The organism is Verrucomicrobiia bacterium, from assembly GCA_035765895.1.
GTDB lineage: Bacteria > Verrucomicrobiota > Verrucomicrobiia > Limisphaerales > DSYF01 > DSYF01.
On the sequence record DASTWL010000051.1, the window covers coordinates 19,289 to 34,689 of the forward strand.

A 15,401-nucleotide genomic window follows, 5' to 3' on the forward strand; every position below is an offset into this window, starting at 1 on the left:
TGATTTAGTGCACGTCCGCCGGCATCAAGGAACAGCCGCGCGGTTCCGCCGCCACGGCGCGGCCAATCAGTTCAAAACCCGCGGCGCGGCGGATGGCCAGGTCCTCCGTTTGCAGGGCGAGCACCGAGTAAACATTGGCGAGGTCGAAAATGCGAACCAGGCCGGATTCGCCCGGTGCGACGTCGCGGCCGGTTTCCGGTGAGACAACCTGGACGCGCGTCCACGACGGAAAGGCAAAGGCGCGCGCCGCCGCGAGCTGATCGTCCGTCGCCGCGCCCGCCACACCATCGTAAGCCTGGGAACTGAGTTCGCTCATGCCGTATTCGCAGACGATATGAGAACACGGGACGCCCAATCGCTCCGTGATGAGCGCGTGCAGCCCGGCTTTGGGCAGTTCCCGCGAACGGCCCTTGTAACCGCCCGTTTCCATCACCCGCGAACCGGCGGGCAAAACCAGCTTCAATCCGCGCGCGGTCAGGGCGTCGAGCAGATGCACGAACGAAAAAGCCGTGCCGAGCAAAACAACGGGACGCGCAACGCTCACCGCATCCTGGACCGTGTCGATGACACGTTGGCTGTCCAGCAGCCAGCTCCCGTCCGCAGCAACCGTGCCGCAAAACATCGTTGGGCTTGCGCCAACCCGCTGGCGAATCGTTTCAAACATGTGCACCAGCGAAGAACGCGGCACGCTCGCCAGCGGCGGCGTCAGGGCCAGCAACTGCCACCCGCCCACGGTTGGCGCCAGACCGGCCAGGAGGTGTGCCCCAAAACCCGCCCACAACGACGCCTCATAAAGCGCCAGCGATTCGGCACAATGAAAATGCCGGCTGCGTTGCGTGCTGGTCGTGCCGCTGGACTGGAAGAACATCGTGCGGGCGGACGCCGGCAGACAGGTCAGCTCGAATTCCTTGAACGCAACCGCGGGCAAGGCGGGAATCTGCGACCAATGATGCACAGACTGAGGTTCCACTCCGCGCGCCTCACATGTGCGGCGCAGGACTCCGTTGTGCGCGAACTGCAGCCGGAACAGTTCCAGCGCCAGCTCGTTGAACGGCGCATCGGTCAAGACCGTCGCACCGGAGGATTGGAGCCGGATGGCTTCGCGCACACGCGCGGCAAAGCTGTGGAGGTCGTTTAGCATGCGGTTTTTGGTTTGAGAAGGGCTGGTTTTCCGCCACAGCCCGGAAAAGGAGTATGATTTTGCCGGCCTCGAAGCAAGCCCGCGTCCGGCTTCAACCGCCCATGACCTGGTTGACTTGGTTGAAGTAACCGGTCCAAAACTTGATCACCTGCCACGCGATGTAGGCCGCGACCAGTCCGTAAAGAATCGCCGGCCCAACGCGCGCGGCCATTTGCAACTGACTGGTGCCCTCGTCCGCATAATACCGATGCAGGCGATGCAGCGTTTCGTCCAATGAACCGCTGATTTCACCGCTCGTGTAGAGATTGGCGAACGTCTCCGGAAACAGGGCTGACGCCTGCACCAACTCGGCCGGCGTCTGTCCCATGGCAAGACCCGGACGCCACGTTTCGACCGTGCGTTCCAAGGCCGGTGAGCCGCTGGCCGCCGCGGCCAGCGGCCACGCCTCATCAATGGTTTCGCCCGCATTGATCATCGCTTCCAAGGCCGCAGCGGTGCGCGCCAGCGCCAGTTTGCGCCGACCCGCGCCGACCAGCGGAATCCACGTGATGATTTTTTCGAACGTGCTGCGCCAGGCCCGCCCGCGTTTGCCCTGCGACAAAAAGACGGCCAGCAGCGCCAGCACATACAACGGCGCCAGCACGCCGACGGTCTTCAAGAGGTAGGCCGGGAAATTGCCCGTCAGGAACAGCTCGGGAAACGGCAGGATGAAAATGGCCCCGTGCAACAGGAAGACCGGATACGCCAGCGCGCCCAGAATCCGCCGGGCCAGGGTAGCCCGCCCCTGGTAAAAATCCGTGAGCATCGTGAACGTCTGCACAAGCCGTCCGCTGCGCTCGCCTGCATGGAGCAACGCGATGTCAAACTCCGGCAGCAGATCGCGTCGCCGGCCAAAGCTTTCACTGACCGTTGCCCCCGCCTCCAAATCCACCAGCATCTGCCCGATGAAGGGCTTGAAGGCGCGGGAGGGTGGTGCCCGGTGCAGTTGCCGCAGCGCAACAGGCAGCGGCAGCCCGGCAGCGGTAAGCTGCCCAAGCTGATGATAAAAATTCGCCCGGCGCGCGAATTGGCCGGGCGTGAAGAGCATGGGAGGAAGGCGCGCCCCAAGGACGCGGATGAGCTTCAGGCCAGCGCGCCGTCAATCAACGACTTCAGCTTGGGCTTGCCGCCGGACGCGCCGAGATGCTGGGCAACAACCTGGCCGCCTTTGAAGACGAGAAACATCGGAATGGAACTTACCCGAAACTGGGCGGCCAAATCCTGGTGCTCATCCACGTTGAGTTTGGCGACCTTCGCCTTGCCGGCGTATTCGCCCGCCACTTCATCGAGCGCAGGGGCGATCATTTTGCAGGGACCGCACCACTCGGCCCAAAAGTCCACAAGCACCGGGACGCTGGACTTGAGAACTTCCGTTTCAAAATTTTCCGAGGACAGAGTGACAATGTTTGGAGAGGCCATGATTCGTTTGACAGTTGACGTTTGAAAAATAAAAGGCGGAGCTTGCGCCCCGCCCGGGAAAGCGATCCGTGATCAGAGCAACCAGCCGAGGTAAACCGTGCTGCCAACGGCAATCAAACCAACCACCGCCGCGGCGATGGCCAGAATGGAATCGACAGGGCTCAACCTGGCCGCAGCGGCCGGAGCCGGAGCGCGGCGCGGGGCCGCAGCCGCAGCGGGAGCTGCCGCCGGAGCGGCGGTCGGACGGCCCGCCGTTGGTGCCGCTGTTGCACGCAGAGCCACCGAAGGCGCGGGCGCGGCGGCCGGCGCACTGAACGACGGCGCGGGAGCCGCCCCACCGGCCGGCCCGCCCGGAGGCAAAGTCGGCAATTTGATGGTCGGCGCCGCCGAGGGCTTGGGCGGAAGATTAATGCGAACGGTTTCCTTCTTCGGCTGGACCTTGCCGGTTTCCTTCTTGGGCGGCACCGCGCCCGCCGGCACGTTGGGAATGTTCTCTGCCATAGTGATTTTGTGAGAGGAAGCTAGGTTCCGCCTTTCCGGGTGTCAAATGCTTATTCGGCCGCCGAAACGGGTCAGGCCTTCTCTTCAATCAATTCCCGCCGGGCGCCCGTAAGCAGCTGTTCGACGAAGGCCGTTGAATACACGCCGCGGCGGAAATTGGGATCCTGCATGATCGCCTGTTGGAAGGAGATGGTCGTCTTGATGCCCGAGATCATGTATTCGCCAAGGGCGCGGCTCATCTTGTCCATGGCTTCGCGCCGGTCGCGACCGTAGGTGATGAGCTTGCTGATCATTGAATCATACGTGGGCGGGATCGTGTAACCGGCATAAGTGTGGGTATCCACCCGCACGCCGCGGCCGCCCGGTTGATAATACATTTCGATGCGCCCAGGACTGGGCCGAAATTCGTCGAAGGGATCCTCGGCGTTGATGCGGCACTCGATCGCATGCCCCTTGAACTGGATGTCGCTCTGCGTGTGTTTCAACGGCTCGCCCATTGCGATCATGATCTGGTAACGCACCAAATCGATGCCGGTGACTTCTTCAGTGATCGGATGCTCGACCTGAATGCGCTTGTTGACCTCAAGGAAATAGTAATTGCCCTGTTCATCCACGATGAACTCGACCGTGCCAGCATTGGTGTAATTCGCCACCTCGGCGATTTTGACGGCCGCCTTGCCCATCTTCTCCCGGAGCTTCCGGAATTTGTTCTCGATCAGCGGCGAGGGCGTCTCTTCCACCACCTTTTGGTTGCGGCGCTGAATGGAGCAATCGCGTTCCCCAAGATGAATGATGTGCCCCTTTTGATCGGCGAGAATCTGAAACTCAATGTGGTGGGGATTCTCGATGAATTTTTCGATGTAAACACCCGAATTACCGAAGGCCTTTTCCGCCTCGGTGCGCGCCGTGTGAAAACCTTTCACCAGCGAAATATCGTTGTGCGCCGCGCGCATGCCGCGACCGCCACCGCCGGCCACCGCTTTGATCATGACCGGATAGCCAATGCGTTTGGCGACAGTCAGCGCATCCTGCTCGCTCTCGACCAACCCTTCAGAACCCGGAGGCAACGGCACGCCGGCCTTCTTGGCCAGGGCGCGGCTGATCGCCTTGTCCTCCAAGGCATTCATGGCCCTCGGTCCCGGTCCGATGAAGCGAATGTTGCAACTTTCGCAAACCTCCGCGAAGTGGGCATTCTCCGACAAGAAACCGTAACCGGGATGAATCGCGTCCACGTCGGCGATTTCCGCCGCGCTGATGATGCGATCAATGCGCAGGTAGCTCTCGCTGGCCGGCGCTTTGCCGATGCAAATCGCCTCGTCAGCAAGCTGGACGTGCATCGAGTTGACATCCGCCTCGGAATAGACGGCGACCGTGCGGATGTTCAACTCCTTGCAGGCACGGATGATGCGGACGGCAATCTCGCCACGATTGGCGACTAGAACCTTTTCAAACATTCGGTTTGCCTGGGCTTTGGTGATCTGAGGTTGCGAAAGGCCGGGGTCAGAGGGGGCGCACTTTGAACATCGGCTGCCCAAATTCGACGGGCTTGGCGTTATCGATCAGGATTTCCGTGATGACGCCTTTCACTTCGGCTTTGATTTCGTTCATCACCTTCATGGCTTCGATGATGCAAACCACTGTGTCCGGCCCCACTTCCGTTCCGACTTCAACATAAGCGGCGGATTCCGGCGAAGGTGAACGATAAAACGTGCCAATCATCGGCGACTTGATCTCAATCCCGCTGCTGACCGGGGCGGGTGCCGCCGCGGCCGCACCGGGCGCAGCCGCGACCACTTGGGGCACGTAAGAGATTTGCGGGACATCGTCCCCCACCGCGACAGGCGCAGAGCCGCCGCTTCGCTTGAGTCGGATCTTGAAGCCTTCCTTTTCCATTTCGAACTCCGCAACGGAGTTCTTCTTCATCAAATCAATAATGGCTTTAATGTCCTTAAGGTCCACAGCGATTCCTCAAAGTTGGTTTTTTTGCCACAAATGTCCCCCAAGCAAAAAAGCAGAAGCCGAATTCGACTCTGCTTGGACACTTGTTTCAATTCGGGAGGAGTGTAACGGAGGCAAAACCGGCAGGTCAAGCTCGGCGTGAGGCGGCACCCTCACCAAATCGAAGGCATATAATCCCAAAAAACCTCTCACTTTGACTTTTCGATAACGATAACAGCCGCAAAAAGCCCTAAAACGTAAGATTCGGCCCCAAACCCACCAATCACTCCGCGACACACGGGAGCAATCAACGATTCCCGGCGAAACTCCTCCCGGGCATGGACGTTGGACAAATGAATTTCAATCGTCGGCACAGCGACCGCCGTGATCGCATCACGAATGGCGACGCTAGTGTGGGTGTAAGCCGCAGCATTGAAAACGATAACGTCAAAGCTACCCTTGGATTGCTGAATCCACGTGACCAATTCCCCTTCAATATTCGACTGACGGAACTCAATTTCGACCCCCCTTTCAGCCGCCACCCGCCGCACTTTGGCCTCAATGTCCGCCAAAGTCAGACTGCCATAGACCCCGGGCTCGCGTTGCCCGAGCAGATTCAAGTTTGGCCCGTTTAGAAAGAGAACTTTCATGGCAAAATGCTAGGTGTCGGCGTTCGGGTTGTCGAACCTTAAGCCGGCTTGGGCCAGGAGCCATCCCGCCAAGGCAAACCAACACCAGGCGGTTGCTGGAATGTAAAACCCGAACTCCAACGTGGCTTGGACTGCAAACCCCAGCAGCCCCAGCCACGTTCCAAAAACCAGCCAATCCCGAGACGCCCAAGCGGTCCGGGTCTTGAACAACACACCAACCACCAAAGCGGTGAACAACAAGCCGGCCAAAATGCCCGAGTCCGACGCCTGTTGGAGATAATCGTTGTGAACCAGGCGGGTCATTTCGGCATCGGGCGGTTTCACCGCTTCATATACGGTTGCAAAGGTTCCCGGCCCGCTACCCAGCAGGGGATGATCCCGGATGTTTAGCCATGCCGCCCGTGCGTAGTCGGCGCGCGCCACCACGCTGGTCGCGCCGCGCTGGAAAAAGCCCAGATAACGCGCCAGGAAGCCGGTCAGCCCCAAAACCAGAAAACCGGAGGCAATCATGATTTTAATCCGCCGCGACGTTGGCAGGCGAAACATGGCAATGACGGACAGAAACAAAGCAATCAGCCAACCGCCCTTTGACCCGGACCAAACGAGGCAGCCAAGCGCACCCAAACCGACGACGCCGGCCAGAAACCAACGGGCACCCGCCGTGATCCGGTTCTTTGCGACGGCAATCGCCCCAAGGACCACTGGCGTCAACAACAGCAACGCTCCCGCCAGGGAATTCGGATAAAACAGCGTCGCAAAAATACGATCGCTGTTCATCTTCTTCAAAAGGTCGGGCGACACCTCCTTCAACGTGGGATAAATGTAGGTGAAGAAATACACCCGTGACTCCTGAAGCCCGCCCCAACGTTGTTGCCATCCAGCCGCCAGCACGACCACGAACGCGCCGATGAGCCCCAGGAAAAATGGCCACGGTTTGCTCACCCGCCCCAGCACCAGCAGCCCCGCATAAAAGCAGCCCACACACGCAACAAGATGCAGCCAGGTGGGGTTGCTGACTTTGGCGTTCAAGGTCCAGACGACTGACAGCGTAACCCAGACCAACCAGGCCAACGGCAAAAGCAGCAACGGCAACGGCAAGCGTGCCGGACGACGGACTAAAAAAATGCCAATCAGCCCGATCACACAAAGCAATCCACGTCCGTAACGCGCTGGCCATGCCGTCAGGATCCATTCCCAGAAGCCGGTGGGGGTTGTCACCAGTTGCTCCAACACCGGCGGGTTGGGAAACTTCAACAACGCGAGCCCCAAAACCACGCCAAACAAGGCCAGGAAAAGGCGCAACACAACGGCATCGTCGATCTTGCCCGGGTTGTGAGAGGGCGCCATGGGCTCAGGTCAGAAGCTTAGTTCCAGCAACCCCACCTCCAACGCCAAGGCCTCCTGAACATTCGTGTGGAGCAGCCGTTGCGTGCGCTCGACCACGTGCAAATTATCCATGGATTGCGTGCTCGTCAGGCGCGCCGCCACCTCCTGCGACGCCAGGACCTGAGGAAAACTGAGCAGTTCCTTTTCCGCCCCCAAGGTCAGCAGCCATACGTCCCGAAGCCACCATTGCAAGACGCCCAGCCAGTCGTTGCGTTGTCGGCGGTATTCGGCTTCGACGGCGGCATTGAGTTCATCTTCCCACTTTTCGCGCAGCGCCTTGTCCGCATCGGCGTATTTTCCCAACGGCGATCTCGCCGAGACGGTTTCTTTGACCGTTTCCCGCATGACATTCAATTCCTGCAAGAGCGAGCCCAGCAATTGATAGCGGGCCAGCAGGCTCTTCTGCTCGCGCGCCGCCAGTTGGGCAAACCGCTCCAGCCAGTCCATTTGCGCCGGCCCAAAGCGCTTCGTCCCATCACCGCCGAAGTTCAAACGCAGACAGCGGGACTCAATCGTTTCCAGAATTCGATCCGGTTCGGTGGTGGTCAGGATGATGATGGAACGCGCCGGTGGCTCCTCCAGTGTTTTTAGAAATGCGTTGGCGGAACCGGTGTTCAGGCGGTCGGCGGCGACAACCACCGCGACTTTCCAGACAGCCTCGGTCGGCTTGAGATTGATTTGGTGCATCAGATCGCGCATCTGCTCCACGCCGATGAGACGCGATTTTGATTCCGGCCGCACCCAGTGCACATCGGGGTGATTTCCATCCTCAATTTTGCGGCACGCCAGGCAGGCATCGCAGCAATCCAGCGCCGCCCCGTTCGCCGCGCGCTGAACCGGTTGCTGGCAGTTGAGGGTTTTGGCCAGTTGCCGGGCCAGGGCTTCGAGATCATCAAGCTCCGTCCCGCCGAACAAATAGCCATGCGCCAAACGGCCGCGCTCAAGCGAGCGCTGCAACAGTTCAACTCCATGTCTGCCCTGTGGATAATCCTTAAATGCCATAACTAAACTGAAATCGACCAGCGCGCCGCCGCGCTTTTCCCGACCGCGGAATCCGTTGCCACTTCAGCGCTTGAACGAACGGGCAACATCACCCGCAACCGGGCGCCCCACCTTCTTCGCTGCCGTTGAACCGGCGGTCAACCTGTCAAGTTGCGCCGCCCAAGCTGCGGCATCCAGCGGCAATTCAACGGTTCGGTCTTGCAAGGACGAATACACAATCGCGTTCGCCAGTTCCACCGCGTGAATCCCGTCCTCGCCCGGCGCCATCAGTGGCTCGCCGTGCAGGATGGCGTTGACGAAGTTCTGGAGCAACACCGCATGCGGTTGGGGCGCGTTTGCAAACGGCACCTCCCGGGTTGTGGCCCCCGGCCGGCCAAATGCCTGGTCGGTGGACCGGCTGAATGCAACCGCATCGCAATCATTCTCCGTCAACCACAGCTTGTCCTCCTCCAAGCGCAGGCGCCCGCAGGTGCCGGAGATTTCGAGCCGGTTCGTTCCCGGCGCTTCGCCCGTGCTGGCGACAAAGGTTCCCGTCGCGCCGTCGGCCCACTCCAGGCAAGCCGTAACGTCGTCCTCCACTTCAATGTCATGAAAACGGCCAAAGTGGCAAAAGCCACGGACGCGGGCGGGCATGCCAACCAGCCACTGAAGCAGGTCGAGGTTGTGCAGCGACTGGTTCAACAGCACCCCGCCCCCTTCTCCGCGCCAGGTGGCCCGCCACGCACTGCTTTGGTAATAGGCTTCAGGCCGGAACCAGTCAGTGTTGATCCAGCTCACGCGCACCAACGAGCCGAGCGCACCGGATTGCAGCAATTCGCGAATCGCCTGATAACGCGGCTCGGCGCGCAATTGTGACATCACGCTGAATACACATCGGGAGTTTTTTTGATGCGCGGTGATGAAGCGTTCGGCGTCCGCCTTGTGCGCGGCGACCGGCTTTTCCACCATTACATGCAACCCTGCCGCCAGCGCGGCCATTCCGATTTCGGAATGCTGCCAGTGCGGGGTGGCAATCAAGACCGCGTCCACCAGCCCGGAATGAATCAGCTGGTCCGCGTCGTCGAACGCGGCGGCTGTTTTGAAATCCGCGCGCACGGCTGGCTGGCGCGAACAAATCGCCACCAGCTCACACTGCGAAACCCGGCCCGCGCGCACGTTACCGGCGTGAAACCGGCCGATATTGCCCATCCCAATGATGCCCAAACGAACGGTTTTCATTGCTTCAAGCCAGCCACAAGGTCAGCAGCGGCGCCCAAATCAAGCTTGGCAGGTAATCTGCCACTTCGACCCGCCTCACTTCGAAGATGAGCAACGACACGGCAAAGATCAGCAAGCCGACCGTCGCGTTGACCGGATCAACCAAATGATGCGCGCTCAACCAAGGCAACGCCAACAACCCGACCGCCAGGGAAATCGTCCCTTGAAATGCCAGCACGGGTAAAGCGGATAAAGCAACGGTCCACCCGAACAATGCGACGAAGCTGAACGCAGCCAGCCCGTCCATCACCGCCTTGATCAACAACGGCAGCGGTCCCGCACCAAGCGACTCGGAAATGGCGCCAAGGATTCCCAACGGTGCCGCGCAAAACAATGCGGAACAAACGTTGACCCCGTCGGAATACCCCCCTCCCCGACCAGGGGTCGCGGCCGCAATCCGACGACGAGCGAACTGACCCAGACGATTGGAAAGCTTTTGAAGCTGCAAAAGACGCCCGACCACTTTGCCAAGCACCATCGCGAGCAGAACGACGGCAAGTTGCCACAGGATATGTCCCGGTGTGCCGTTAAGGCTCTTCCATGTCAACCACACCCCAGCAAAAGCCGCGGCCGCCCCCAAAACCGCCTTCAGGAAGAACTGATTCTCCACCGAAAACGGCCGCTTCCGCAGGCACCCCACACCCGTCCCGAGAACAATTGCCCCCGAATTGATGAGGGTCCCCAGCAAGAGCAACGCATTCACGAACCTACTGAAGCAATACCAAGTGTCGGTTCAAAGCGTAAAATGATTTTGTCCTGAATGCGATTCGGGGAAATTTCGCCATTGCATTTCTAGCCAACCACCGGCAATGTTTCCGCCCCTCGGTCGGGGCGTAGCGTAGCCTGGCTAGCGCGCTTGTTTCGGGTACAAGAGGTCGTGAGTTCGAATCTCACCGCCCCGACCATTTTTCCCTAGGGTTTTCGAGAAAACGCTAGAAATCCTCACGAAATCCTCACACAATAGCCGACATGAGCAAGAAGCGCATGTCGTTCCCCATGGACGTGCCGAGCGGGTCGGTCACGGTCAAGATCTACAAGGTCCGCAACAAGGTTTACCTCAAGAAATCCAAGTCGGGCCGGGTTGTGAAGGCGAAACGGTTCGGCTACACGGTGTCGTATTTCGCAGGCAACAAGCGGTGCTGGAAAATGTTCGCAGACTTCCAAGACGCTTACAATCATGCCAAATCACAGGCGGACAAACTTTCCCAAGGCGAGCATGACGCCCTCCGGCTCGGCGCAGAGGAGGCGCGGGCCTACGTCAATTGTGAGATGCTGGCCAAGGCGACCGGCCTCCCGCTCGAAGTGCTGGTGAAGGATTACATCGAGGCGTGGACCGTCCTCGGCGGGCGCGCCACCCTGCCGGAAGCCGCCCGGGAATACGTGCAGCGCCACGGGCATATCAAGGTGAAGAAGACCGTGCCGCAGGCCGTGGAGGAAATGATCGCCCAGCGCGAAAAGGACGGCACGAGCGACGCCTACCTGAAGGTGCTCAAGGTTTACCTCGGTCAGTTCAAGGAGAAGATCGCATGCAACGTGGGGTCGGTGACGACCGCCATGCTGACGGGATACTTCCGCGAGCTGCCGGTGTCGCCGCGCAGCAAGAATAACGCACGGGCGACCATCGGGGCGTTCTTCAAGTTCTGCAAGGAGAACGGCTGGCTGCCGCGTGACCATGAGGGCATCGCCAACGTGCCGAAGTTCAAGGACCGGGGCTCGGAGGTCATCGAGATTTATGCGCCGAAGGAACTGGTGGAAATCCTCACGGTAGCGCGTGAGGAAATGATGCCCTTCCTGACCATCGGGGCGTTCGCAGGGCTGCGGACGGCGGAGATCGAGCGGCTGGACTGGTCGGAAGTGCATCTGAAAGACAAAGAGCCGTTCATCGAGATCAAGGCGGCGAAGGCGAAGACGGCGAGCCGGCGGCTCGTGCCGGTCTCGGCGAATCTGGCGGCGTGGCTGGATAAACGGCAGAAGGAACACGGCCGCGTGTGGGGCTATGAGAACTCTGCCAAGCAGATTGCCTGGCTGATGGAGGATGTGACGGAGGCGCGGGCGATGGCGGCCATCCATAGGGCCGCGGAAAAGGCCGGCGGCAAGCGCTGGACGCAGGAGGAACTGGACGCAGCCCACAAGGCGCGGCGCAAGACGGAGCGGGCCGCGTTCGCGGAGCGCCGGGAGAAGGCGATTGCTGAGGGGCACAAGCCGCCGGATGAACCGCTGGAACAAGTCACGGCGCTGCCAGACGGGACGGAAGTGAAATACCAGCGGGCCGAGTGGAAGAAGAACGCGCTCCGCCATTCGTATATTTCCTATCGCCTGGCGGAGATCCATGACGTGGCCAAGGTGGCGTTGGAGGCGGGCAATTCGTCGCAAATCATTTTCCAGCACTACCGGGAACTGGTGCGGGAAAAGGATGCGAAGGCGTGGTTTGGCATCGTGCCGGGTGGTGACAAAGGACAAAAAAATGAAAGAACCAAATGATGGCAAGGCGGGCGATCAGGAGGTCGCGAGATTGCGGGGACAGTTAAAAGAAGCGAGTGCTTTGCTCTCCGCGATCGCGGGCGCGGCGTTCCAACCCAGCGGAGAGGGAAGCAAGAAGGACGCGGTGAAGGCATTCATCTCGCGGCATGCTTGGAACATCCACGCCCGCGGAGAGGATATCATAACCATGTCGGGTGCGGGCCGAACTGGCGCTTTGCCAATCATCAACAGGGCCGCACTGGAGAGTTTGTTCTTCCTGGCGGCGGCGGCAATGAGGCCGGAATATGTATTCCAGAAAATCCTCCACGAAATTGCGGAATACAAAACACGCTACGCGTATCTCGAGGATAACAGCCATCAATTAGACGAGGCGGTGCGGCGCGAGTTGGACGAATTTGAACAGGGGGTGCGAGCTACAGCCCAACGCACCGTCACGGAAGCGATAGCCCCACGGAAATGCTCGGCGTTGGACGCGGCGCAACAGGCCGGCATGGAGGAGCTTTATCGAATGCACTACTGGGGAACCAGCAACACCGTTCACGCAAACATTTTCGGATTGCAGACGGAAGAAGACAGAGAGGCGGAAGATGTTGCGCAAGACCTGGTGTTCTGCGTGTTTATGCAAATCAAGACCGGTGAAATATTGAACAGCGCCTACTGCGGACGTGATGATTTCAAAAAACGGATAGCGGCTATCAATGGTGGCGGTTTTACGGAGTGAATTGAAACCTTGGCGTGCTACCAACGATGAAGGTTGGCGAAGTGTCTCCGCGGGCTGCGACCGATAAGCGGGTGTTCCGACCGCCATCAGCGGAGCGGGCGGAACATTGCGGTGACGTTCAACACTATGCCGGCGGATCGGGCGGTCGCCGGGGTGTGCTCACCTAGAGTGCGAAGTGGCGGCCAAGGTCATTTTCGCGAGGTAGCGTTGAACACTGCCAGCGGTGATTCGTAGTGTCTTTTCGTCGAGTTGAAGGCCGGTGATCTTGCGGGTTTTAATCAGGTCGAGGACAAACGTGTCGTCCACGCTTAGAAGTTCGGCAACCTTGGAAACGGTGTAGAGGGGTTGCACGCCGGCTTCGTCTTCGACGAGGCTCAACTTCTTATCAATGTGCAACTCCATCAGATGAACCAGATGGCTGCGGTCTTTCAGCCGGGCGAGTTCGATCGGTGTAGTTCCGGAGGCATCAGGAATGTCAGGATCAGCACCGTGAGCCAACAAAAGTTTTACCATCTTGGCCGAACCTTTGAGCACTGCTTCATGAAGGGCTGTGTCGCCACCGACCATCCCGTGTTGGGCTTGGTGGCTTTCATCGGGGCGGTTTGGGTCAGCGCCGAACTCAAGGAGAAGCGTGACCATTTCAGCGGAGTCGCGCCAAACGGCCATTGCCAAAGGGGTGTTGTAGTAAGGAAGGTCTTCCTCCTTGTGAACATCTGCACCTGCGTTCAGGAGTTGGCGCGCACGTGCGAGGTGGTTGCAGGCGATTGCTTGATGCAGGGTGCATTTGCCTCCCCGGTCAATCAAGAGCGAGGCCAATTCCGTGTGGTCGCGAATGAGCGCACAGTAAACAGGCGCAGAACTGCCGACGTGGCCGTGTGTGACGTTTGCGCCGTGGTCGAGCAACCATTGAACGATCTCGGTGTGACCGGCTTCTGCGGCGTGACAGAGGGGAGTGCGCTCACATTCGTCCAACGCATCAACTTCAGCTCCCAGTTTAACCAGTTTGGCAATGATTTCGATGGGAGCACCAGAAGCGGCAGCGACATGAAGTGGCGTCGTGTGCCAACGCTGCGGCAATTTTACGTTGGCGTTTTTCTTGATCAGGTAGCTGGCGATAGGCCAGTGACGATGGTGGAGGGCGATGCAAAGTGGCGTTTCGCCGTCGAAAATTTCCTGAATATTCTCCCCAGCAGCCACGTGCGATTTAACGGCCACCAAATCACCGGCGGCAGCCGCCGCATGTAGCGACAACTTTGCGGCTGAGTGACCGCCTTTTTTGGAGAGGAGATTCGCGATCTGGCGGTGGTTGTGTTTCATGGCAATGTCAAAAGGGGTTTGCCACAAGTCGGTGACGGCGTTGACTGCCGCTCCAGTTGCGAGAATGGCGGAGGCGACGTCCGGATTGCCGCACTTGGCGGCGACGTGGAGCGGCGTCCAACCGTGGTAGAAAACGACTTTCTCCTTCGGTGAAGTCCGCAAGATTTCAGCGACTTGTTTGGCGTCGCCTGTTTTGATGGCCTGGCGAAGTTGTTTGGAATTCATCATACGCCAACAATTTATCACAGCGGCAACGCTGGGAGCGGCTGTGTGCGGTGTGGGCGATAAGAGCCGGGCCGGAGGCTGCGGTCCGATGGAGTGGTCAATTAGCGGTAACGGGCGGCGAGTTTGCCGGAGCGCGTGAGGATGCCGGTGTCGATTAACGACTGCACGAGTTCCTGGTGTGACATGCGCCGGACGCGCTGAACCGTGCGGCGCATGGCGGCGACGATTGCTTCCGGGGTCGGCGGCAAGGACGGGCGAATTGGTTTGGCAGCGTTGCGCTTCGTGGGGTCAGTGTGATCCGGACGGCGGGAGCGTCAACCGGAAATCTGCTGACGCGGTAAAGCCAGGGCTGGGCGAGGGACTGGCGTTTGTGTATTTTTGCGGGCGACCATGAAAGCAGAACTGGCGAAGAAATGGCTGGGGAAGCTGACGAAGCTGAACGCGGCGGCCGGGCGCGGCAAGTGCCGCGGCAAAGCGCCGCACAAGCCGCTGCTGCTGCTTTGCCTGCTCGACATGGCCGAGGCCGGCGAGTTCACCGGGCGGAATTTCACGCGCACGGCCGGACTGGTGCTGCGGTTCAAATCCTACGGGGCGCTGGTGTCGGAGCGGTGGCCGACGCGGCTGGATTTGCGGATGCCATTCTTCTATCTGCGCACGCAAGGATTCTGGCAGGCGTTCACGCTGGAGATGACGGCAGCGCAGTCGCCGGAATCGTGCTTCGTTTGCAAGTTGCACGAGGAATTCTTCGATCTGCTCGGTGATGCCGATTTCCGTTTGAAGGCGCGACTGTTGCTGGTGTCGCGATATTTCGAGGCGCGCGAACGGGTGGCGTTGCTTGAAAGCCTCGGACTGTGCGCCGATGGCGTGGCGAAAGCGGAACATCGTATCGCGGCGTTGAATGAGGAGGCGGAGGATGCAGCTCGGAAGAAGGGACGAAGCGCGCGATTCGCGGTGCAAGTCGTTTCGCGTTACAAGTTCACCTGTGCGCTGACGGGCCTGTGCTGCCTCACGACGGATGGCGCGGCGATTGTGGATGCGGCGCATATCGAGCCGTTCGCAGATTCGCAGAATGACGACATTGAGAACGGACTGGCCCTGTGCAAGAACGCGCACTGGATGTTTGATGAAGGGCTGTGGTCGGTGCGCAACGACGGGCGCGTGATCCTGTCAACGCAGCGATTCACGGAAAACGGGCCAGAGGGATTGCGCCTGCAACCGTATGCCGGGCGGCTGTTGCAATTTGCCGCAGGTGTCACATTGAGGCCAAAGCCAGAGTATTTTGCGCGCCATCGAGCCGCGCATTTGATTACGCCATAATTTTTGA

The 15,401-nt window shown here is 59.8% G+C and carries 15 protein-coding genes and 1 tRNA gene; 4 read left to right on the top strand and 12 right to left on the bottom strand.

The window, feature by feature from the left end; genetic code table 11:
• Positions 1 to 4: 4 nt before the first annotated feature.
• The 11 genes from VFV96_10660 to VFV96_10710 all read right to left on the bottom strand — a co-directional run bounded on the left by VFV96_10660 (position 5) and on the right by VFV96_10710 (position 10,036).
• A complete protein-coding gene (locus tag VFV96_10660; protein HEU5070856.1) occupies positions 5 to 1,141 on the bottom strand; it encodes a hypothetical protein in 1,137 nt (378 codons plus the stop codon).
• 91 nt (positions 1,142 to 1,232) lie between these two features.
• Positions 1,233 to 2,228 carry a type II secretion system F family protein gene (locus tag VFV96_10665; GenBank protein HEU5070857.1) on the bottom strand — a complete coding sequence of 332 codons (996 nt, stop codon included), beginning with the start codon at positions 2,226 to 2,228 and terminating at the stop codon, positions 1,233 to 1,235.
• A 35-nt stretch (positions 2,229 to 2,263) separates the two neighbouring features.
• Positions 2,264 to 2,599 (bottom strand): thioredoxin, encoded by a 336-nt coding sequence (gene trxA / locus VFV96_10670; protein HEU5070858.1) that lies wholly within the window; start codon positions 2,597 to 2,599, stop codon positions 2,264 to 2,266.
• Between the two features lie 72 nt (positions 2,600 to 2,671).
• Positions 2,672 to 3,100 carry a hypothetical protein gene (locus tag VFV96_10675; GenBank protein HEU5070859.1) on the bottom strand — a complete coding sequence of 143 codons (429 nt, stop codon included), beginning with the start codon at positions 3,098 to 3,100 and terminating at the stop codon, positions 2,672 to 2,674.
• Positions 3,101 to 3,171: 71 nt separating this feature from the next.
• On the bottom strand, positions 3,172 to 4,554 hold the full coding sequence (gene accC, locus VFV96_10680; GenBank protein HEU5070860.1) for an acetyl-CoA carboxylase biotin carboxylase subunit: 1,383 nt from the start codon (positions 4,552 to 4,554) through the stop codon (positions 3,172 to 3,174).
• 46 nt (positions 4,555 to 4,600) lie between these two features.
• On the bottom strand, positions 4,601 to 5,059 hold the full coding sequence (gene accB / locus VFV96_10685) for an acetyl-CoA carboxylase biotin carboxyl carrier protein (GenBank protein ID HEU5070861.1): 459 nt from the start codon (positions 5,057 to 5,059) through the stop codon (positions 4,601 to 4,603).
• Positions 5,060 to 5,247: 188 nt separating this feature from the next.
• Entirely contained in the window at positions 5,248 to 5,688 is a 441-nt protein-coding gene (gene aroQ, locus VFV96_10690) for a type II 3-dehydroquinate dehydratase (protein ID HEU5070862.1), read from the bottom strand.
• A 9-nt stretch (positions 5,689 to 5,697) separates the two neighbouring features.
• Positions 5,698 to 7,035, bottom strand: coding sequence for an O-antigen ligase family protein (locus VFV96_10695; protein ID HEU5070863.1), 1,338 nt, complete (start codon positions 7,033 to 7,035; stop codon positions 5,698 to 5,700).
• Positions 7,036 to 7,044: 9 nt separating this feature from the next.
• The gene (locus tag VFV96_10700; GenBank protein HEU5070864.1) at positions 7,045 to 8,076 is read right to left on the bottom strand and encodes a DNA polymerase III subunit; all 1,032 of its coding nucleotides are present in this window, start codon (positions 8,074 to 8,076) and stop codon (positions 7,045 to 7,047) included.
• Positions 8,077 to 8,139: 63 nt separating this feature from the next.
• On the bottom strand, positions 8,140 to 9,294 hold the full coding sequence (locus VFV96_10705) for a Gfo/Idh/MocA family oxidoreductase (GenBank protein ID HEU5070865.1): 1,155 nt from the start codon (positions 9,292 to 9,294) through the stop codon (positions 8,140 to 8,142).
• Between the two features lie 4 nt (positions 9,295 to 9,298).
• Complete coding sequence (locus tag VFV96_10710) at positions 9,299 to 10,036, bottom strand: DUF554 family protein (protein HEU5070866.1); 738 nt, start codon at positions 10,034 to 10,036, stop codon at positions 9,299 to 9,301.
• A gap of 124 nt (positions 10,037 to 10,160) precedes the next feature.
• Here VFV96_10710 and VFV96_10715 point away from each other — a divergent pair.
• The 3 genes from VFV96_10715 to VFV96_10725 all read left to right on the top strand — a co-directional run bounded on the left by VFV96_10715 (position 10,161) and on the right by VFV96_10725 (position 12,535).
• Positions 10,161 to 10,238 (top strand) — tRNA-Pro (locus VFV96_10715).
• Between the two features lie 64 nt (positions 10,239 to 10,302).
• Positions 10,303 to 11,814, top strand: coding sequence for a hypothetical protein (locus tag VFV96_10720; protein ID HEU5070867.1), 1,512 nt, complete (start codon positions 10,303 to 10,305; stop codon positions 11,812 to 11,814).
• Positions 11,798 to 12,535 carry a DUF5677 domain-containing protein gene (locus VFV96_10725; protein HEU5070868.1) on the top strand — a complete coding sequence of 246 codons (738 nt, stop codon included), beginning with the start codon at positions 11,798 to 11,800 and terminating at the stop codon, positions 12,533 to 12,535. Before VFV96_10720 ends, VFV96_10725 begins: the two co-directional genes overlap by 17 nt.
• A gap of 159 nt (positions 12,536 to 12,694) precedes the next feature.
• On the opposite strand, the gene VFV96_10730 is transcribed toward VFV96_10725, so the two are convergent.
• Positions 12,695 to 14,080: an ankyrin repeat domain-containing protein gene (locus tag VFV96_10730; GenBank protein HEU5070869.1), complete on the bottom strand. Its 1,386-nt coding sequence runs from the start codon at positions 14,078 to 14,080 to the stop codon at positions 12,695 to 12,697.
• Positions 14,081 to 14,467: 387 nt separating this feature from the next.
• Here VFV96_10730 and VFV96_10735 point away from each other — a divergent pair, with 387 nt between their 5' ends.
• The gene (locus VFV96_10735; protein ID HEU5070870.1) at positions 14,468 to 15,394 is read left to right on the top strand and encodes an HNH endonuclease; all 927 of its coding nucleotides are present in this window, start codon (positions 14,468 to 14,470) and stop codon (positions 15,392 to 15,394) included.
• The last annotated feature ends 7 nt before the right edge of the window (positions 15,395 to 15,401 follow it).